A 19,831-nucleotide genomic window follows, 5' to 3' on the forward strand; every position below is an offset into this window, starting at 1 on the left:
AGGGTTATCAACTTGAACTGAGTTCCCTATGGTTGGCGCTATAAATATTTGCTTATGAAATTTACGGTTAAACAACACTTACTCATACTTACTGCGCTTATCATACCGTTAACAGCCATATCACAAAATAAGGCTGAGCTTCTTCTTAAAGCGGAAGAAGTGTTGCTCAAAGGTGATACTATTATGGCCACTGAAAGGTTCAGGGAAATATTGGTGGTGTACCCTCAAAGCTTCACAGCCGCCATGCGACTTGCTGAGATCTATCAACAACGGAAGGATTACCACACGGCCATTCAGTTTGTCAATGTAGCCCTCGACATCAACGATAACTATCAGGTTCAGACCAAGGAAAAAATCGAAAGTAAGCAACTATCACAAAACGAACTTGCAGAAGAACAAAACAGGCTCAACAAATATAAAAGTGATCAGGCTGATATTCACCACCTCAAAGGAGTAATACGCACACGACAATTGAGAAGACAAGACGCCATAGATGAATTTCGCAAGGCGCTTGAACTTAAGGTTAGCAGTCAAACTCTAACAGACCTAGCCCTCACCTATCTGGAAATAGGGCTGCTACACGATGCACTAAAGCTATTACATCAGGCCAGAAGCATAGACTCTACAAGCTATAAGCCTTACTTTAACCTTGCCAATGTCCATTATAAAGTACAAAACACTGATAGTGCACTTTACTACTACCAAAGGGCACAAAAAAAGAAGCGTGACCTCAAATGGCCATATCTATACTCCGGGCTTATTTACACACAAAAGGAAGACTACTCTAAAGCTATTGATCAGTATAATAGCTACATCGCTATTGACTCGGCTAATGAAGAGGTTTATTTCCGCAGAGCTGTTCTTTACAGCGAACTTCGCCAATGGCCTGAAGCTTTAGGCGACTGGACTCACGTGCTTAAATTAAATCCAAAGAATGCTGAAGCCTGGCGCAATAAAGGTCTGAGCCATTTTCAAGTTGCACAATACGATTCGGCTATTACCGCATTTGATGAAGCTTTGAAAATATTACCTGAAGAGTCTTACACCTATATCAACAGGGGCTACAGTTACTACCTTATCAACAATCCGGAACAAGCGCTCCAAGACCTAAACAAGGGGTTGGAAGGATTGCCAAAGTACTACCTAGGCTATTATTTCCGAGCTCTGGTCTATTTGCAGATCAACAAAAAACAGAAAGCCTGCAATAACGTTCACAAGGCAATAGAACTTGGTATGAAACAAAGCGAGATTGACGAAAAGCTTTTAAAAAAGTGTTTCTAAATATTGATTTGTAAACTTTCTCAAGACAGACAACCGTTTGCTCACCATATACTATGTGGCAATTTTATGGTCTTTTTGATATATTGATATCATCATCAAACAGCCATTGACCATGCATAAATTCTGGCAAATATACTTTCTATACTTTCAAGCCAGGCTTACCCTAACGGTTCTTCCCCCATGCAATCCACCCTACTATTAAAGAGTCAATCCTCAATGCGTATTATATAGATTCCTATCACTTCAAAGAGGACCCTTTATTAAAAAAAAAATGATATAAGCTCTTCACCCAGAGGTCACTCAGGGTTTATAACTCTGGAAAAACAGGAAGATCTGGGTGGCTCAAAGAGATATAATTCTGGTTTGAATATACCCAACTATAAATAACAATACAATAAAACTCGATGACATTACAGGCCTAAAATCAGGAGTATCAAAACAGGGGTGATAAACCGTGGAATTCTACGATGGTTGACAGCATTACTATCTTCCCATACCTTAGCATTCTTTACCCTTACTCCATGTAATTGATTATTCTCAGCAGCAACTTCGATAGTGACATGGTTTTGATCAGCAGGCTCTCCCTCCCAGACCTTTTTATTTTTAGCTTTTGGCCCCATATATTCTAAACGATTCTCTGCAATTTTAGCAGCAATTTTGGCTTCCCTTTCCCATGCCTTGAAGTTTTTGGCCTGAGGTCCCTTTACCCTATCTTGAGCGATATGCTCAACAGGCAGTAGGAACATTAAAAGTAGAATAAACAGAGGTTGCTTAAACATTTCACTTAAACCTTAATTCTTATTGATATAACGCAAATCCTCCGAAAACGTTTGCGACAAACGTATCATAAATTAATGTCTTAAGTATTTCGTAAAAGAAATGATTGTCAATTAGACGTAACAGACATGCTACTTGGGAATTGGCTCTACTACCTTTATTTAATCTCTAAAAATCATCTTCACCATCATCCTCTTCCTCATTGGATGGTGGATCTAACGAAGGCTGTTCTTCCTCATCCTCCTCTTCCTCCTTCCGGGCCTTTTTCTTATCCTTGTCCTTTTTCAGGAAACTAAAAAAACCTTTCTTCTTTTTAGGCTCATCCTGATTTAGTTCTGTAGCAGAAGTTTCTACATCAAAATTAGTACTATCGGATTTGTTCTTTTTCTTCTTAAACAACCTTCTGAATAAACCCTTTTTCTTCTTTTCTGTTTTCACCTTCTGGCCACTGGCTTCAGCCGCCTGCTGCTTAGCTAGCGCCACATCAGGGTAAATGAGATACTTACGGAGGTACCACAAGTACAACTCCTGATCTATGTTAAACTTCTCCTTTTTCAGAGAGATCATGTATGTACTATCCGCAGCTGTTGCTGCAACAGTATCAATGGAAATAACGGCTGTCGAATCATATCCTTCCCGTTCTGCCAGATAAAAGTCATCCTGAAACTCGAGAGAGTCATCTTCCTGGGGGTAGACATCGCGCATGGGAATGGTTTGCAAACTTCTGAGCTTTTTGCGATACGACATCGGCTCAATGATCAGAAATTTGTCTTTGCTCGCCTCCATTACCTTAGGCATGGAATCTTCACCAAAGTAACTAAAATGCCTATCCAGCACCTCTTTATCATGGATAAAGGCACTTTGATAAGCAGGGCATATCACTCTTTCAGTACACGCCTGAATCGAAAAAAAGAGAATAATACCAGTTATTAGGTGATGTGTTTTTATCATGCAAAAAAATCAAGCAGGCCAATAATCATAATAAATCCGTGAATATAAGCCGTTTAAGCATACTTCTTACCAAACTTCAAAGGTAGATTGAAAAAATCATAAGTTAAAGAGAAAATGACGAAAATAGTCTAACGCTTACAATTTAGTAGTATTGTTTTGCTTATCTAGTTCCTCCTTCAATTTCTTAGGCAAGCCAGCTACCACCAGTTCATATGAATGTTCAACAAGTTCAATAATAAGTGGATCAGGAACACTCCCGTCCATCATGACCGTATTCCAATGCTTCTTATTCATATGGTACCCCGGCTTAATTCCATCATACTGCTCTCTGAGCTGGACAGCTCTTTCTGGATCGCATTTGAGGTTTGCACGCTCAAACAGGTCTACATCAATCAAGGCAAACATTTTGCTCATTACCTTGAACACGAGGGTTTGATTATCAAACGGAAATTCCTCTGTAACTCCCGATTTGCTAATGCAGATCTCTCTAAAATTTTCAATATCCATTAAAAAAGGTGCCTGCCAATTAAAATTATTAAAGCAATTAGAAATATGATCATAGATATCTTATTGATCCCATGCATCATTTTCAGGTTGATGCCGGATGGTCTTGAGGGGTCTTTTTTTCTAAAGAAATACCCAAACACCTCTCCTAATGCAAAATAATCTCTCAATGAGTTTTTGTGGCTTTCCTCTCTCATGTTGCTTTCGTTATTCATAATTATAAGCTTTTATGCCTCTTCTTTTTCTATCCAGTCTCCACCTTCTCGGATAATCCCGATCAATTCATCTACTGCTTTTTCTGATGGTACCCCACGCTTCACTACCTCCTGCCCTTTATACAAAGTAATTTTCCCTTTTCCTGACCCGACATATCCATAATCAGCATCCGCCATCTCACCAGGGCCATTTACAATACACCCCATAATCCCAATTTTAACACCTTTTAAGTGGTCAGTTCTTTTACGGATCATAGCGGTGGTCTCCTGTAAGTCAAACAGTGTTCTTCCACAAGAAGGACATGAAATATATTCTGTTTTGGTCATTCGTGTCCTTGCTGCCTGCAAAATGCCAAAGCTGGTATTGTTATAATTTTCGATCAGCTTCAACTTTTGCATCTTACTCCCGGCCTGGTCTACATTTTCGGTTCCCAACATTACTCCATCACCAAGTCCATCAATCAACAGCCCTCCTATATCGGTAGCGGCATAGATCTGAAGCTGGTCATCCGTTAAATCAGGATAACTTCTTTTAATAATTACTGGTACATCTAGTTGGGCATTGATTAGTTTAAAGAAAGCCCTTCTTTGCTCCGCCATACCATGCTCATTGTATGTCTCCAGCATAATAACTACAGTGCTATCCTCTTCCAGAGCAACAATCAACTTTTCACTCAGTTCACTTAACCTTAACCTGACAAAATTAATATTTTCATGCCTGGCTCCTCGGGCAAGGTATTCACCGGTGGTGAGCATAGGCACTTTATTGATCTTGTCAGATGTTTGTTCCCATGTTTTATAATCCAGGATTTCTTTTAATCCATTGGGTAGCATAAACTGTACTGGGCTACTGCCTGAATAAACATAGTCTGCACCCAGGTCGTTCATTCTCCACTTGTCGGGTTCGGGAAGGTAGAAATGGCCGATACTTTTCAAATCTTTATAGTCATCTGTTCCCAGCCTGCTAATATCAGCAATTACTCTAGGAACATTATGCCCACCGATATTGGCCACTTCATAGGTATGTCTTCTGCTATAGCTAAACGGGTCAACCGGATTGCATTCAACAGGTTCAATCGACGCATGACCTGCCCGCTTATTGTACCTGTCCACCATAGTTTTAGCCACAGGAGCCTCCAATTCAGGTTCTTCTGTCAAAGAGACACGTACAGTATCACCTAGTCCGTCTTCTAACAGCACTCCTATACCCACTGCACTTTTTATACGTCCATCTTCACCCTCACCAGCCTCTGTTACCCCAAGGTGTAGGGGATAGGGCTGCAAGCCTTCCTCCTCCAGCTTGTTAACCAAAAGCCTGTAAGCCTGAACCATTACCTGGGTGTTACTGGCTTTCATAGATAGTACTATGTCGTGATAATCCAGATCATTGCAAATCCTAAGGAACTCTAATGCGGACTCTACCATACCCAATGGTGTATCTCCATATCTACTCATGATCCTGTCAGACAAAGACCCATGATTCGTTCCTATACGCATGGCCGTACCGTATTCTTTACAGATTTTAACCAGAGGTGTAAATTTTTCTCTTATTCTGTCGAGTTCTGCGTTGTATGATTCGTTAGTATATTCAATCTGTTCAAATTTCTTCTTATCAGCGTAGTTACCAGGGTTCACCCTAACTTTCTCTACTATACGAGCAGCCAGTTCTGCTGCATTAGGAGTGAAATGGATGTCTGCAATCAGCGGCACATTATAACCTCTCCTCCGCAACTCCTTTTTAATTTCTTCTAGGTTTTGAGCTTCTTTAATACTCGGTGCTGTTATTCGTACATATTCACATCCGGCATCAACCATCCGTATAACCTGCTCTACCGACCCGATTGTATCCATGGTATCGACAGTAGTCATAGACTGTACCCTAATTGGGTAATCCCCCCCCATAGGCACTCCACCAATATCCACAACACGTGTTTTCCTTCTCGAATACTGGGTCAGACTATTACAATATTGCTTTGTACTGATTATTTCTGTATTCACTTCTTCCTGATCTGTTTCTGCAAAGTTAATTTTTTCTGGTTACAGTTCTCAAATTTACAGCTTACTGTTCACAGACATCAACGCACTAATTGTCAGTTATTGAGCACTGGTAACTTCACGTTTAACGATTTTATACACCAAGAAGGTTTCACTTCTTTCAGTCGGCAAACCTACACCTAAAAACTGCTAAAAGGTTAAATATCCCCCAACTGAGGACGCATGACAATTTCCTCAATCACTGTTCTGTCAGACATTTCAAAGGCATTCCAGATGGCTGATGCCACATCACGAGATTTCATAAACCTTTCCTCGGGTAGGTCTGCCCCTTCCCAACTGGCAGTGTAAGTTGCTCCGGGCATAACAGCTGTCACTCTTACATCATGTTCCTTCATTTCCTCTCTCAGCACTTTTGACATACCCAGCATGGCAAATTTGGATATGCAGTATGAACCTCCATTAATATAGGGCATAAACGAAGCAGTTGAGCATAGATTGAATATATGGCCAGTCTTATTTTTTTTCATTTTCTTTATCAGACCTCTTATCATATAGTAAGCACTATAAAGGTTAGTTTCAATCATTTGTTCAAGCACACCATCTTCTTCTTTATGGATTTGCCCCGGAATGAAAAGTCCGGCATTATTGATCAACACTTCCACATTTCCTTCCTGGGCGTGTATAAATTTTATAAAATAATCTACTTCTGATTTATCCGACATATCTGTTCTCATGATATGCACTTTATTACTATATTTTTCCTGCACTTCATCTCTCAAAGTATTGAGGTCATCTAGATTACGAGAACAAACAATGATGTCGAATCCATTTTCAGAAAAAATATCTACCAGCGCTCTTCCTATACCTTTTGTACCCCCTGTAATTACTACTAGTCTACTCATTTTCTTTTTGTACAATTTGTTTTTTTTATGAAAACATTTTTAAAGCCAAACCATTAATCATAATATTACTATCTTTTTGTAAAGAGTGGATTAAAGGTAGAGATTTAAAGCCTGAACGCGATAATCTTTTAGAAAATTAATGGAAACCATAGGCAAGTATTTTATTTTTTTAGGTTCACTTTTTGTTAACCGGGAAAGCTTCAAAACTTACTTCAAGCTAACCATTGACGAGTGTGTATCGATCGGAATTGGGTCTATATTTCTAGTAGCTCTTGTGTCATTTTTTATTGGGGCAGTAACTACTATTCAGACTGCTTATAACTTGGTGAGTCCACTCATTCCTAACTATGTAATATCACTGGTGGTAAGGGATATGACCATTCTGGAACTCGCACCAACGATTATCGCTGTAATCTATGCAGGTAAGGTGGGGTCGAGTATGGCTAGTGGCTTGGGCACTATGCGGATCTCTGAACAAATCGATGCTTTGCAGGTCATGGGGATCAACTCTGCATCGTATCTGGTGTTGCCTAAGATACTGGGTTCAGTTCTTATGTACCCTATGTTGGTAATTATTGCAGGGCTGCTCTCCATAGTCGGTGGCTACCTGGCAGGGTTGATGACGGACGTTATCACCCCTACTCAATATATCTATGGTATTCGGTTTGAATTCAATGAATATACGGTAACTTTTGCACTGATCAAATCGTTTGTGTTTGCTTTTCTGGTGGCTTCCATATCGTCGTTTAAGGGCTACTACACAACAGGTGGTGCACTGGAAGTAGGTCGAGCCAGTACCTCCGCGGTTACTCAGAGCGTAATTGCCATCCTGCTCGCTGATTACTTATTAGCACAATTGCTTTTGTAAAATGATAAGAATAGAGAATATACATAAATCATTTGAAGACAAACAAATACTGAGGGGTATCAGTGGCACTTTTGAAAAGGGTAAACCAAACCTGATCATAGGATCCAGTGGCACTGGTAAAAGTGTTTTGCTAAAGTGCATTGTGGGGTTAATACCACCAGACGAAGGCCTCGTATACTTCGATGATAAAGAGTTTACTCATGCCAATCGCGATGTAAAAACAGAAGTGCGACGTGAAATCGGTATGCTTTTTCAGGGTGGTGCGCTGTTTGACTCTAAAACTGTAGAGCAAAATGTAATGTTCCCGCTCGATGTGCTGACAAAAATGCCTAAAGGCGAAAAACTGGACAGAGTCAATTTTTGTCTGGAGCGCGTGGGTTTGGCAGGTCAAAACCATAAAATGCCATCCGAGATCAGTGGGGGTATGAAGAAGCGTGTAGGCATCGCCAGGGCAATCGTAAATAACTCTCAATATCTTTTCTGTGATGAACCCAACTCAGGGCTGGATCCGCAAACTTCCATTCTAATTGATGATCTCATCATGGAGATTACGGAGGAGTATAACATCACAACCATTGTGGTCACCCATGACATGAACTCTGTGCTGGGAATCGGTGAAAACATCATGTTTCTCTACAAAGGCAAGAAGCTTTGGGAAGGTAATAAAAACGACCTGATGAATACAGGCGTTAAGGAGTTTGATGAATTTGTGTTTGCCAATAAGGTAATGCAGAAATTGAAGCACCTCTAATTTTAGCTGGCTCCTGTTTTGAGACTTTCCCGTCATAAACTCGGTACACCTCATTATGTGCAAAACTCATAATACAGAAAAAGAAGTAACTTCTTACTTCTGACACAGAGTCCTTTGCTAAACAAGAATACTCTACAAGGACGACCTTTTAAAATGAAATACCTCGGTTTCAACCTTTCCATTGCGATTAAGCTTTAGGGATAATTCCATTTCATTGTCTGACTTCTTCCATATCTCCATTCCCTTAAATATTATTTTGTCTTCAGTAACTTCCAGCAGAGGAAATATCACAAAGTCTTCTTTGTCCTCCCAGGCAGTCAGATCCGGATTGAAGTGTTTTAACTTCATGCCTTCCGGCGTTAAGTGCATAAACTCATAAAAAGTGACTTTCCCGTCTTTGATATGGCGATACATACCCATCATGGTATTATCCGCCGCATGAGTCCATATTTCTTCCGATACACCACCAAAACCATCTCCCAACCAATACCCTTTAAGCCATTCCAACTTTTCGATGGGTATCGTGGGCTTCTCTCCTTCACCAGTTGTTTGAGCCATATTGTACTCTACCCCGAAGCACAACAGGAAGACAATTAGAATAAACTGTTTCATGTTTGATTCATTTATCTGATCATAAATTCTTTTACTTCTATGCTCCCTCCATATTTAAGATGGGGACTATCCTGAGCTATTTTCATAGCCTGGTCGAGTGAACCGGCATTGATCACAAAATACCCTCCTACCCTACGTACATTATCATCTGAAACCTGGGTGCCATCTGGCTCCAGAAACAAAGACGATGGCTTCATTTCCTGCCCACCAATTGTTACTCCCTGCTCCTGAATTCCTTCCATCCATTTCGAGTATTCCGTAAACATTTCTTCCGGGCTGGACGGAGTAAATCTTCCATCTTCATAGAGCACCAGCATGTAGTTAAATTGTGACTGTGTTTCCATTGGTGGGTATATTATTTTTCCGATTATAATTCCTACTGCAATCAAAGCAATGGAAGCCGCTATCTTCAATCCCCAGTCTTTCCAGGCAGGAGTTTTACTGATAAGGTTCTCATCTTTCAACCGCTTCACTATCCGTTCTTCCAAATGAATATCCGGCTGAACAGGTTGCCTCAAAGCTTCAAATGCCTCTTTTTCCGCCGGCGTTAGTTGTTCGTGGTTATTCATGACTAATTTTGTTTAGTGTGCTTTTCACTTAAATATGTACGCACGGCCTTGCGTGCATTAAAGAGCTGGCTTTTGCTCGTACCATCATTGATATTCAACATCTCACCGATTTCTTTATGGGTATAACCTTCTATATCATGCAAAATAATAATCTGCTGGTATCCATCGGGCAGTCTTGAAATGGCTTCTCTGAGATCATACGAGGTAAATACCTCCGGCAATACAACATTATCCTGCCCTTGAAGGCTTTCTTCCAGATTATCCTGTTGCCTGATATTTTTCCTTTGTTGTCCCTTTACTACATTGATGAGGATACCGGTTAGCCAAGTTTGTAGGTTAGAGCGCCATTGAAAATCATTCAGTTTACGGACCCCTATGATCCACATTTCCTGGATGGCTTCTTCTGCCAAATACTGATCTTGTCGGCAAAGCTGAAGGGCCAACCGAAAGAGACCTGGCGTTTTCATTCGGTATAATACCCGAAATGCCTCCTCACTCCTGTCTTTCAAAAACTGATCAGCAAGTTCTTTTTCAGAATACATGATTATATCGCTAGGTGATATAAGTTAGTGGTTTGGTGCGACCAAATAGTTGTATGAGGATTAAATTATTTTAAGATGTACCCGGAGGAAGCCTAAAAAAGGGCACTGACCTGCACACGACCTATGTGTATCACATCAACATTTTCTGACTTGCGGCCGTCATAGCTAAGGTTAAGTTGAAGGCCTGAGGTGATTTTTCGCTGCCAGTTAACTCCCCAAGAAATATTTTCCCCAGGACGAAGGGCATTAAGAAGGTCGTAACCTATGGGACTGTTCTCCTCCCCTTGAAAGTCAATCTCTACATACCTGAGCCGGGCATTGAAGGTGCTCCTCACGGCTTTGTTAAGCTTAACATCCAGGATATATTCATTCAGGTATGCACTCTCTACCGACTCGGAAGTATAGTTATTTTCCTTGCTTTCATATCCGTATTGTGCTGAAATACGGATGTTTCCTTTTGGTTGCCAGGCAATCTCCGGGTTTATTTTTCTCGAATCTATCAGGTAGTTCCTTCCTTCCAGAAAGTCTGAATTCACAGCTTTGGTTGCGGCAGATGTTTTAATATTCAGGCTGTATACTCTCGACAGATTCACCCTTACCCCAAGTGTATACTCTTCGATATCTCTGGACTCAAAGCCTCCTTGTAACAGCTGTCTAAGCCCCGAATTGAAATACCCCACCTCTGCACCGTATTTTGGACTGGTACGGTTATAAAATAATGTCGACCTCAAAATATTTTTCTCAGATAGCAGCTTCTCTTCCCCGGAACCTTTCGCAAAGGCAAACAGCCTCGTGTCCAGGTTGCTGTCAGTCGTTTTAACATCCGCAGACCATGAGGTATTATTTGAAAAGCTGCTTAAAAATTTCTTCAGTCCGGCCTCTTTTCTCCATGCTCTTGGCATTTCCAACGAGATTCTATAGATAAACAGATTTTGAAATGCTGTAACAAACTCATTGGTTGGTATAAATATTTTAGCATAATTTCTCTCGTCAGGATTAATGGCTTCAAAGAACTCGTTGAGATCCTGAATACCGTCCTCATTTAGGTCTCTCCAGGTATGGGTACCCTCACCAGGAGGCACTTTGATGTAGACGAATTCACGTTTTGGCTCCCGGCTATTAGAAATGGTATAAGTCAGATCAGATCTCACATGCCTGTCAAGCCAAGTACTTTGCCAGTCCAGCCTGCCAGATACAGTTTCTTCATCTTCATCGAGAAAAAGATTTTCCAGGTTTCTATAGGTAAACAGCACTTTGATTTTGTGCTTACCTAAATCAGTGCTTGCAGTTAACCGACTGGTATTAGAGTTTGAATACTCGGCCATTATTCCTTCCAAAGGCCTTTTGTCTTCCCTTATACTATGTCTAATATCAAAATCAACTGGTGAACCTTTTCCACTTTTGAGGTAAAATGTATGTTCCTCGAAGTACATGGCAGACCTTACCACGGAGTCAGCGGGTTGAGCCTCCACCCTGTTTTTGTCTACCTGCCTAACATAACCAGGTATTACCCACTTGGACCTATATGATACATCAGCAGAGTATCTCGTCCAGGTTTCGGTGAGCGAATCCTGCCGGGTATCCAGCCTGAACATGGATGTTTTTAAAAAGAATTTCCCCACACTTTTATCAAACTTAGCTCGATGCTGAAAACCATCTACCTGACCAGGGCGGTTTCTATAGCTAATATCATACGCCACTCCGTTATCAGCATTCTTCCTCATACCAACACCGGCATTTACTATCCGGTCGGCAGCTCTGCGACGGTCTGTAGCAGGATCATAGCCCCAGTCTCTATCGTACTCGATATACCTGAACCGGTCTATGGGATTAAAATATCTTTCATCAAATTCAAAATCACTATATAGCGACCATTTATATTCCGGTAAAAAACTGATGGGTCTTCCCTCTGACGCAATACCGGATTTAATGGCAAACCCTTTATCATCCTTACTATCCAACTCTGAAAAGAGATTCACATCCTGATCAGAAAAAGCTACTTCAGCAAAGATTTTCTCAAATTTCCCGACCTTGTATTCAGCTCCTATATTGACCAACTGTTTTTTATTGGGAGCAGGAATTTTGACCACTGGCTCATATTGTCCCTGAGGCACACCGCTCACAGGCGACACCCACTCGAAGACTCTTCCATTAGCAGTGGTTTGTGCCTGAACATAGTTTCCATTACCCAAACCTACATTAGAAAAGGTGACTTTGTACATAGCCACACCCGGATCAGTACTATACCGATAAACTTCTTTTAACGCTCCATCTAGGTCGGTGGTATCTGTCTTCTCGTAAAGAATGAGTTCGTTGCTATACTCCACGCTATCCGCAGATGAGATCACGGCTTGCTGCAGTTCATCACCAACATTACTAAGCAATATTTTATCCTCATTGGTAAGGTCAAGTAGTAATGGTCTGTTGCGGTTATCCTTTTCGCTATAGGCATTTACAAAAAGTTCCAGCTTACCCATCTGCTGATAGTGGCTTGCTGCGGTTATAGAGCGACTATAGTTTTGATCTGAATACTCATAGTCAATTCTGATCCTGGAGAACTGGGTTATCAAAACCTGATTAGTGAAAGTGATCTCACCACTGTTGTAATCAATCACATAATCGTTATTAAAACCTCGTTCTAACCTCCTTCCATCAAGAAACACCCGCTCTGAGTTAGCAAGTATAATTACAAAGCTTTCATTATCCGGTCCCGGAATCCTATAAGGCCCCAATACCCCCTCAAGAGCAGGTACTAATACTGATGCAAACTTTCCTTTTGCTACTGAAACCCCCAACGACGTTGTGGCACTTATGCTATCTGTTAAATTATATTTTACTTCAGCAAGCCCACCCTGCACGTTTTTGTAGTATCTCATGAAATAGGATGGTTTGTTCTTCAGTACTACGTCCCCTCCGGTGATAGAAAAGTTATCGTTATAAACCTGAATAAAAACGTTATCAAAATCCTGAAGTTGCTGAGTGTTTCCCTCTGGCTGAAAGGGTACATTCTGGTCTGTAATGGCTGCCCTGATGTTCAGATCATCTGTCAGTTTTCCTTCCAGGTTCAAATTAAGTGTGGAATTAACAAACACGTCCTGATTGTTACCAAAGGATATCCCCCGACTGATACTTCCACTTTTGTTTAACCCTTCAATAGCAAACAATTCCTCACGTTTCAGTAGTTGATCTTCTTGTTTTACCGGGTCTTTGAAATACGCATTAGAGTCATATATTTCAAGGCTACGGTGGTAATACTGCTGGTGAAAACTAAAGGGGAATACCTCATAGCATATTAGTACTGAATCCAGTTGTAGTTGTGTGTTTATAATCACCTCTCCTTTTGTAATGTTTTGCTCTACGGAAAAGGCGCTGCTATCACCGTGCTGTATTTTTAGGGTATTAGGTACAATTGAAAGGCTATCTAATGATAACGGCTGACCAAAGTTTTTTACCCACTTACACTTCGGCCCACCTTCCTGGGTAAAGCCAGGAAAACTAATAGCACAAAGTGTAACCAATATGATAATTGGCCTCAACACTTAACCGACGGTTGGCAATTCGATAAAAAACGAGGTACCCTTTTCAAGTTCAGTCTCAAACCAGATCTTTCCTCCTGCATGTTCCACGCCATGCTTCGCAATAGCCAAGCCAATACCAGAACCGGTCTCTTTTGTACTGAAATTAGGTATAAATATTTTGCTATGAATGGATTCATCTATGCCCGGCCCATTATCCTTTATCTCCAATAACAATTTCATGGCCTTCATTTCTGTTAACATCACCTCTATAGTCAGGGTTTCACCCTCTTTGGCCTGTATAGCGTTGATGATTATATTGGAAATAATACGGCCCATCAACTGCTCATCGCCTACTGTTAGGACCGGATGATCCGGCATATGCAGATGGATAGTAACATCCTCCGTACTACTATGGAGGTTCACGGTATTCTTGAGCACAGCACTAAATTCGTATGGTTCATATTCTGGAATGGGCATTTTTGCAAAAGAGCTGAAAGAGGAAGCAATATCATTTAATGTATCTACTTGTTTCAGCAAACTGGTTATCGGTTTTTCCAGTTCATCATCATCATGTTTGCCCTGAAGTCTCCTGCTCAGGTGTTGTAAAGTAAGTTTCATTGGGGTGAGCGGGTTCTTGATTTCATGAGCCACTTGCTGGGCTATTTCTCGCCATGCCGACTCTTTCTCACTTCTGGCCAGAGCTTTCTTACTTTCCTCAAGTTTAACTAACATGCGATTGTATTCACCTACCATCAAACCTATCTCATCATCTGCGTGCCAGACCAATGGTTCGTTAAAAGACGTTAGTGTTGTCTTTTTCAACTTTTGAGTGATAAAAACCAAAGGAAAGGTCAGCCACTTGGCAGCCAGGTAGGAGATCATCAAAAATACGATAAAAATACTGGTGAATATATTAATCACGTTGGTCAGCACTTCAATCTGGTTTTGCTCCAACGCATACTCCGACTGAAAGAATGGTATACTTACCATACCTATCAACTCTCCGGTATCAAAAGATTTAACCCCATAAAATGTGGTGTTATATTGCAACTTGCCCACCGACTCTCGGGTAACATAGGCATTGTGTCCCTGCTCTTTTATTTTAGCATAAGCCACTGGGTTTATAAACCTGGACAGTAGATTATTCTCATAGATCATTGGTTGGTTTGAAGCCAACAACTTCCCTCTCACGCTGAAAAGGTTAACATCCACACCTGCAAATTTGGAAACTTCCGAAAGTTGGTTCGGCAAATCTTCGCGGTCTACATTAACGCTGCTCACAAATTCGTCAAGATCATCGCTAATATTGTTGCTTATACTCTCTGCTTTACGGTAGTATTCTTCATTGACTTCTTTTTTAAATGATGAATTGATAAGGCTGAGGGTAGTAATACTAACAGCAAACAGTGGTAAAAAGAAAGCGACATTGAGGTACAGTTGTATTTTTGTTGAGTAATTAAGGCTGGTATTCTGGAAATTGAAATAAAATGCGTAGCCAATAGCCATTAGCAATATGATGAACACCTGTATCAAAAAGAGGAATGAAAAGTTTGAAACAAGGTCCGAATATGGGTGATTATTGGAACTAATGACTACAATTCTGCCTTTTTGATCCTTAACGGCCAGATGCCTATATCCCGCTACCTTGATACCATCCTCAAATAAATCAGGGTCTGAAAGGTTTTCTTTATCAAAATCTACAATGTAATTGTAATCCCCGGAGTGATAGTTGATGTCATCATCGATGAAGACTGCATAGCTATAATTCGAATTCTGATATGGAAACAGAAACCGGTTATCAACCAGCAATTCGGGATACACATTGTCTGGAATAATCCGTTTGAGATTCAGATCCAGTATAACATAACCAACCAGTATCCCTCGTTTCTTCACTTCAATAAAGTTCAAATATCGTTTAGATGCCTTCAGTCCCAGTCTGTTGATGAAGTAGATACCATCATATGGTGTTTTATATTCACCTACATTAAATTTCTTGATCTCACTGGGTATCAGGCTTCCTGGAGAACTCTCTAAAGGCTTACCATTGGCATTATACAGGTAGATCTGCACATCATACTTATCAAAATAGTTGCTCAAATAGACTTGCCTGATCTTAGACTTTACTATATCCTTGGAGAGGAACGGGCTTGACATTCTACTCTGAATAAAAACGTCTTCTCTGATCTTATCATTGGCCTCAGAGAGCAGAAACTCGGCCAGATTATCATTTTCAATCAGAAACTGGTTAGCGAATTTAACCTTGCGATCATGCTCTCGCTCACTATCAAACTCGTACATGGCGAGGGTACCGATCAGGGATGACGCCAGTATACCTGAAAAGAGGTAAAGAAATGTGTTGTACCTTAGTCTTGAGATATACTTCGGCAGCTTAGTGAGTATAAGGATAACAAAATATAATGATGCTACGACCACTGCCGGGAGAAATTGCTGACCAATAAAGAAGTTAACTGCTACAAATGTGAGCATTCCTGTCAGGAAATTATAGACAACAAACTGAGGGCTTCTGCTAATAGCCTGAAGCAACCTAAAAAGAACATGAAAAAGTAGAAATACTATCGAGGTGTTAGTAATAAAAATAATAAACCCCATGATCCTGTTCCCGTCAAAACGTATAGTTTGGTTGATGTCATAAGTGATCTGGGAGTTATGATATACCGTTTGAAATATAAGGTACTGATAGTGAAATGTAAGAAACAATAAACCTCCCAATATAATAGCCACTATCCTTTTGGTGGTAGCAGGTGCTCTTAAGATATACTTTACAAATAGGAAATGATGATAATGCCTGAACAAAAGCACTGAAACTATAAGCAGGCAACAAATATTAAGAAAAAGGTCTCCGAAAGAAGGGTTGAAAGCGGACGATGCAAAATGCCTGGAATCAAAAAGAGAAGTTTGTAGAAGTGATTCAGGGAAATTGAATAATAGCATCAATATTCTGAGCAGAAACAAAAAGCTACTTACAAAAAGTAAGCTATACCTTCCTGCAATACTCCGTGCCCTGCCCGCTACAAAAATAAGTATAAAAATAGCTCCTATGGCATACAAAACCAATGTTGCAATATTTACCATCAGGTTCTTCTGCACATACCCTTCCTGAAAATCAACCTTGAACAGGCACTCCGTATTATTGATACATACATCACTCCCCCCTTTGTGCCGGGAATCATATATATTCAGATCTTGGGCAGGAAATATGTCCCTGTTATAGCCGGATTGCACATAGTTATTATCAATCTTATAGTCATTATGCAGCGGAATAATACCATACACCTCAAAGTCGCTATTATTAATAGCCCATCTTCTGGAAAGAAAATCTTTCCGTAAGGTCCTCACCAATTTCAAAGTGTAATCACCCTTCAGATAGCGGTAATCAGGCACAAAACGATAATCTGACCAGTAGATCATTCGCCCTTTCTTAAAAATATAGAATGGGTACGAGGAAGGCTGAACATCTGAAAAATTAATATGTTCATCCCTTTCAAGGGTTTCGAGGATCGGCACTACCTGTTTTTGAAGATTGGTGATCTCTCTATCCAGGTTATTCCGGATTTCACGAACATTAGCCTCTTCCGGTTTCTGCCTGTTCACAAAACCAATGGAAAGTATAACGGCTATCACCAGTGCTACCAAGCCTCCGCCTAACAGGTAATATGATTTTGATTTAAACAACTTTAACAATAATAAAAAATAGTGATCCAATTCGCTTTTCTTTTCTCTTACAGTTGACTAAAAATAAGCCAAATATCTAACATGAATGAGTAGTATACTCGATCATCAATCAATTTAATGTCTTTTTCTCAAAATAAACGACTTCACTCAGTTAGAGGACACAAGCTCCATACCACCCCCTGCAAATCACAAAACTTATTTATTGAGCAATGCTCTGAATTCAGATGGTGACTTACCTGTATTTCGACGAATGAATCTATTAAAATGACTGCTATCAATAAACCCCAAATCACTTCCTATCTCAGAAAATGTTCTGTTGCCCTGAGTAAGCCTTTTTTTAATTATTTGCATCTTGCATTCCTCTATATACTCTCTTAACGATACGTTTAAGTGCTTTTTAACGTACTCTCCAATATAGTTTACAGAAACACTGAATCGCTCTGCTATTATCCTTTTTTTCAGCAGATGTGGATTAGTAATATTTGCACGGATATAACTCAAAATATTATCCACCCGAAGATCTTCAGTATTCTTCCCAGAGTTAATGCCCTTCTTCACGGTTACACTTCTGAGTATTAACTGCAAAATGCTACTCATTAAATGCCTGATGAGCTCATTATGCCTTTTCTTATGCTGAGCTGCCTCACTAACAACTTTTAATATCAGTGATTCAAAAAATGCTTGATCACTGCTCTCCAATGTCAAGCACCCCTGGGTTCTGTTATGATAGTAAAATAATTTCTCTAATTCGCTAACCTCCCCCACACCACTGAAGAAACCAGGCAAAAAGCGAAGGCAATGAAACCGAGTGGGTTCAATGGTTCTAAATGAATGAATATCACCAGGTGTCAGAAAATAGACATCATTACTTTTGTACTGATGTTCATTGGTATTTAAAATATGAGTACCGGTACCAAACTCAATAAAAAGTAGCTCAAAAAAATTATGCCGATGCCTTTCTTTCCGCCATGAATACTCATCAACTGAGTAAACCTCGAAGTCACGGTAAATAAAAAATGTTCTGTCCATTTCAAGACCTTTATTGATACAAAACTAACCTACATTTATACAGCAACATATTATCTCTGGAAGTTTTACTTTGCCCGGTACTCAAACCAAACAAAAAAGTAAAATATGAAAAAAATAGCTATAGCCGGCATGGGTGGAATCGGAGGCTTCGTAGGGACTCCTCTGGCAAAGAGCTTTGGCATCGATGAACAGGTACAGGTTATATTTATTTGCAGAGGAACAACAAAAGCCGCAATTGTACAAAATGGTTTAACTCTGGAGTCTCCAAAAGGAACTGAAACGGCAAGGCCATATTTAGTTACAGATAGCCCTGAAGAAGCTGGCATATTGGATGTAATTATCCTGGCCTGCAAGTCATATTCGGTCAAGGCATTGATCAAAACCTATAAAAAATGTATAGGTGAGCATACAGTAATTATAACTCTACAAAATTTAGTTAACAGCAAAGAGCTTATTCGCCAATATCTCGACAAAGGTCAAATCATAGAGGGCTGCATATATGTTGCCTCCAATGTAAAGCACCCAGGATATATTCAGCATGTAGGAGGCCCCGGCAAAATATTCATTGGTGGAGAACCAGCTGACAAATATCAGTGGTTAACCGATTTGTTAGTAGAAGGTGGCCTTGATGTTACTTATGAAGAAAATATCAAAAAAGTACTTTGGAAAAAGTACCTTTTTGTAGCCCCTGTTGCGGCCATAACTACGGCTTATAACATAACTTTCGGACAGCTGCTAGAAAGTAAGCATCTGATGGACATGCTGGAAAGCATGATGATTGAAATTCAATCTCTGGCTGACAAAAAAGGGGTATTGTTGTCTGAAGGTGACATTTCAACATCAAAAGACATGCTGTCAAAATTCCCATATGGAGCAAAATCTTCATTGCAGCTGGACTTTGAATCCGGAAATATTACTGAAAAGGATTTCCTGGTTGACCACGTTATTGAACTTGGTCAACAACTTGGTATTAATATACCGGTGTATCAGGAGGTAAATGAGAAGATTTTAAGCCTGGCTTGATGCTCGGGAATATTTTCATCTATCTAACCGCATTCACAACAAAAGCTACCGCCTTTTTCAATTCGGGCAGTAGCTCGCTTTCAAACCACGGGTTCTTTTTCATCCAAATATTATTCCTTGGAGAAGGGTGTGGCAAAACAAAGGTGTGTGGCAGGTAGGCACGAAAGTTTTTAACTGTTTCGGTGAGCGTCGCCATTTGTTGTTTTTTTAAATAATGCTTTTGTGCATAAGAACCAATTAATATAGTAAGCTCTATTGTCTCCAGTTCTTTAAACAATTTATCGTGCCAGGTTGCCGCACACTCTTTCCTTGGAGGAAGGTCACCTGACTTACCTTTTCCAGGATAACAAAACCCCATAGGGATCAGGGCCACTAACTCAGGGGCGTAAAATTCTTGTGGACCAAGTCCCAGCCATTGCCGCAGCCTATCCCCACTTTTATCATCCCAAGGCACTCCTGTTTGATGTACCACACTACCAGGGGCTTGACCTACAATGGCTATTCGACTCTTCTTATGTGCAGCCAATACAGGATTTACGCCATGTTCGAGGTGCGGCAGGCAAATTGTACAATTACGTATTTCTTCCAGTAATTTATTCAT

17 protein-coding genes are annotated in these 19,831 nt (G+C 40.3%); 4 read left to right on the forward strand and 13 right to left on the reverse strand.

The genetic code is table 11. The features are described 5' to 3' along the window. Positions 1-54: 54 nt before the first annotated feature. A complete protein-coding gene (locus JMN32_RS02030; protein WP_202854610.1) occupies positions 55-1,281 on the forward strand; it encodes a tetratricopeptide repeat protein in 1,227 nt (408 codons plus the stop codon). A 410-nt stretch (positions 1,282-1,691) separates the two neighbouring features. Here the strand turns inward: JMN32_RS02030 and JMN32_RS02035 are convergent, their stop codons facing one another. The 6 genes from JMN32_RS02035 to JMN32_RS02060 form a co-directional block, all read right to left on the reverse strand. Further along, the gene (locus JMN32_RS02035) at positions 1,692-2,060 is read right to left on the reverse strand and encodes a hypothetical protein (protein WP_202854611.1); all 369 of its coding nucleotides are present in this window, start codon (positions 2,058-2,060) and stop codon (positions 1,692-1,694) included. 166 nt (positions 2,061-2,226) lie between these two features. Continuing rightward, positions 2,227-3,009 carry a hypothetical protein gene (locus tag JMN32_RS02040; RefSeq protein ID WP_202854612.1) on the reverse strand — a complete coding sequence of 261 codons (783 nt, stop codon included), beginning with the start codon at positions 3,007-3,009 and terminating at the stop codon, positions 2,227-2,229. Between the two features lie 135 nt (positions 3,010-3,144). Further along, complete coding sequence (locus JMN32_RS02045; RefSeq protein ID WP_202854613.1) at positions 3,145-3,516, reverse strand: MmcQ/YjbR family DNA-binding protein; 372 nt, start codon at positions 3,514-3,516, stop codon at positions 3,145-3,147. Continuing rightward, the gene (locus JMN32_RS02050) at positions 3,516-3,728 is read right to left on the reverse strand and encodes a DUF6728 family protein (protein WP_202854614.1); all 213 of its coding nucleotides are present in this window, start codon (positions 3,726-3,728) and stop codon (positions 3,516-3,518) included. Before JMN32_RS02050 ends, JMN32_RS02045 begins: the two co-directional genes overlap by 1 nt. A gap of 12 nt (positions 3,729-3,740) precedes the next feature. Next, positions 3,741-5,726, reverse strand: coding sequence for a (E)-4-hydroxy-3-methylbut-2-enyl-diphosphate synthase (ispG, locus tag JMN32_RS02055; RefSeq protein ID WP_202854615.1), 1,986 nt, complete (start codon positions 5,724-5,726; stop codon positions 3,741-3,743). 194 nt (positions 5,727-5,920) lie between these two features. After that, on the reverse strand, positions 5,921-6,625 hold the full coding sequence (locus JMN32_RS02060; RefSeq protein ID WP_202854616.1) for an SDR family oxidoreductase: 705 nt from the start codon (positions 6,623-6,625) through the stop codon (positions 5,921-5,923). 139 nt (positions 6,626-6,764) lie between these two features. Between JMN32_RS02060 and JMN32_RS02065 the strand changes: the two genes are divergently transcribed. Then, positions 6,765-7,493 carry an MlaE family ABC transporter permease gene (locus JMN32_RS02065; protein WP_202854617.1) on the forward strand — a complete coding sequence of 243 codons (729 nt, stop codon included), beginning with the start codon at positions 6,765-6,767 and terminating at the stop codon, positions 7,491-7,493. 1 nt (position 7,494) lies between these two features. Next, positions 7,495-8,244 carry an ABC transporter ATP-binding protein gene (locus JMN32_RS02070; RefSeq protein WP_202854618.1) on the forward strand — a complete coding sequence of 250 codons (750 nt, stop codon included), beginning with the start codon at positions 7,495-7,497 and terminating at the stop codon, positions 8,242-8,244. A 132-nt stretch (positions 8,245-8,376) separates the two neighbouring features. Here the strand turns inward: JMN32_RS02070 and JMN32_RS02075 are convergent, their stop codons facing one another. The 6 genes from JMN32_RS02075 to JMN32_RS02100 form a co-directional block, all read right to left on the reverse strand. After that, positions 8,377-8,856, reverse strand: a complete 480-nt coding sequence (locus tag JMN32_RS02075; protein WP_202854619.1) for a DUF6265 family protein — start codon at positions 8,854-8,856, stop codon at positions 8,377-8,379. An 11-nt stretch (positions 8,857-8,867) separates the two neighbouring features. Further along, complete coding sequence (locus tag JMN32_RS02080) at positions 8,868-9,425, reverse strand: YciI family protein (protein ID WP_202854620.1); 558 nt, start codon at positions 9,423-9,425, stop codon at positions 8,868-8,870. Positions 9,426-9,427: 2 nt separating this feature from the next. After that, positions 9,428-9,967: an RNA polymerase sigma factor gene (locus JMN32_RS02085; RefSeq protein ID WP_202854621.1), complete on the reverse strand. Its 540-nt coding sequence runs from the start codon at positions 9,965-9,967 to the stop codon at positions 9,428-9,430. A 92-nt stretch (positions 9,968-10,059) separates the two neighbouring features. Continuing rightward, positions 10,060-13,506, reverse strand: coding sequence for a hypothetical protein (locus tag JMN32_RS02090; RefSeq protein ID WP_202854622.1), 3,447 nt, complete (start codon positions 13,504-13,506; stop codon positions 10,060-10,062). Further along, on the reverse strand, positions 13,507-17,178 hold the full coding sequence (locus JMN32_RS02095) for a sensor histidine kinase (protein WP_202854623.1): 3,672 nt from the start codon (positions 17,176-17,178) through the stop codon (positions 13,507-13,509). 195 nt (positions 17,179-17,373) lie between these two features. Next, positions 17,374-18,207 carry a helix-turn-helix domain-containing protein gene (locus JMN32_RS02100; RefSeq protein ID WP_202854624.1) on the reverse strand — a complete coding sequence of 278 codons (834 nt, stop codon included), beginning with the start codon at positions 18,205-18,207 and terminating at the stop codon, positions 17,374-17,376. Between the two features lie 105 nt (positions 18,208-18,312). Here JMN32_RS02100 and JMN32_RS02105 point away from each other — a divergent pair, with 105 nt between their 5' ends. Continuing rightward, positions 18,313-19,230 (forward strand): ketopantoate reductase family protein, encoded by a 918-nt coding sequence (locus JMN32_RS02105; RefSeq protein ID WP_202854625.1) that lies wholly within the window; start codon positions 18,313-18,315, stop codon positions 19,228-19,230. A gap of 19 nt (positions 19,231-19,249) precedes the next feature. On the opposite strand, the gene JMN32_RS02110 is transcribed toward JMN32_RS02105, so the two are convergent. After that, positions 19,250-19,831, reverse strand: a complete 582-nt coding sequence (locus JMN32_RS02110) for a uracil-DNA glycosylase family protein (protein WP_202854626.1) — start codon at positions 19,829-19,831, stop codon at positions 19,250-19,252.

Origin of the sequence: Fulvivirga marina (genome assembly GCF_016775155.1) — a bacterium.
GTDB classification, from domain to species: domain Bacteria; phylum Bacteroidota; class Bacteroidia; order Cytophagales; family Cyclobacteriaceae; genus Fulvivirga; species Fulvivirga marina.

What these genes read in the sequence shown, in the direction of transcription:
- JMN32_RS02050 (WP_202854614.1), bottom strand. Translation starts at nt 3,728, where the DNA reads ATGAATAACGAAAGCAACATGAGAGAGGAAAGCCACAAAAACTCATTG.
- JMN32_RS02030 (WP_202854610.1), top strand. Translation starts at nt 55, where the DNA reads ATGAAATTTACGGTTAAACAACACTTACTCATACTTACTGCGCTTATC.
- JMN32_RS02075 (WP_202854619.1), bottom strand. Translation starts at nt 8,856, where the DNA reads ATGAAACAGTTTATTCTAATTGTCTTCCTGTTGTGCTTCGGGGTAGAG.
- JMN32_RS02060 (WP_202854616.1), bottom strand. Translation starts at nt 6,625, where the DNA reads ATGAGTAGACTAGTAGTAATTACAGGGGGTACAAAAGGTATAGGAAGA.
- JMN32_RS02065 (WP_202854617.1), top strand. Translation starts at nt 6,765, where the DNA reads ATGGAAACCATAGGCAAGTATTTTATTTTTTTAGGTTCACTTTTTGTT.
- JMN32_RS02085 (WP_202854621.1), bottom strand. Translation starts at nt 9,967, where the DNA reads ATGTATTCTGAAAAAGAACTTGCTGATCAGTTTTTGAAAGACAGGAGT.
- JMN32_RS02040 (WP_202854612.1), bottom strand. Translation starts at nt 3,009, where the DNA reads ATGATAAAAACACATCACCTAATAACTGGTATTATTCTCTTTTTTTCG.
- JMN32_RS02080 (WP_202854620.1), bottom strand. Translation starts at nt 9,425, where the DNA reads ATGAATAACCACGAACAACTAACGCCGGCGGAAAAAGAGGCATTTGAA.
- JMN32_RS02110 (WP_202854626.1), bottom strand. Translation starts at nt 19,831, where the DNA reads ATGAATAAATTACTGGAAGAAATACGTAATTGTACAATTTGCCTGCCG.
- JMN32_RS02070 (WP_202854618.1), top strand. Translation starts at nt 7,495, where the DNA reads ATGATAAGAATAGAGAATATACATAAATCATTTGAAGACAAACAAATA.
- JMN32_RS02105 (WP_202854625.1), top strand. Translation starts at nt 18,313, where the DNA reads ATGAAAAAAATAGCTATAGCCGGCATGGGTGGAATCGGAGGCTTCGTA.
- JMN32_RS02045 (WP_202854613.1), bottom strand. Translation starts at nt 3,516, where the DNA reads ATGGATATTGAAAATTTTAGAGAGATCTGCATTAGCAAATCGGGAGTT.
- JMN32_RS02100 (WP_202854624.1), bottom strand. Translation starts at nt 18,207, where the DNA reads ATGGACAGAACATTTTTTATTTACCGTGACTTCGAGGTTTACTCAGTT.
- JMN32_RS02035 (WP_202854611.1), bottom strand. Translation starts at nt 2,060, where the DNA reads ATGTTTAAGCAACCTCTGTTTATTCTACTTTTAATGTTCCTACTGCCT.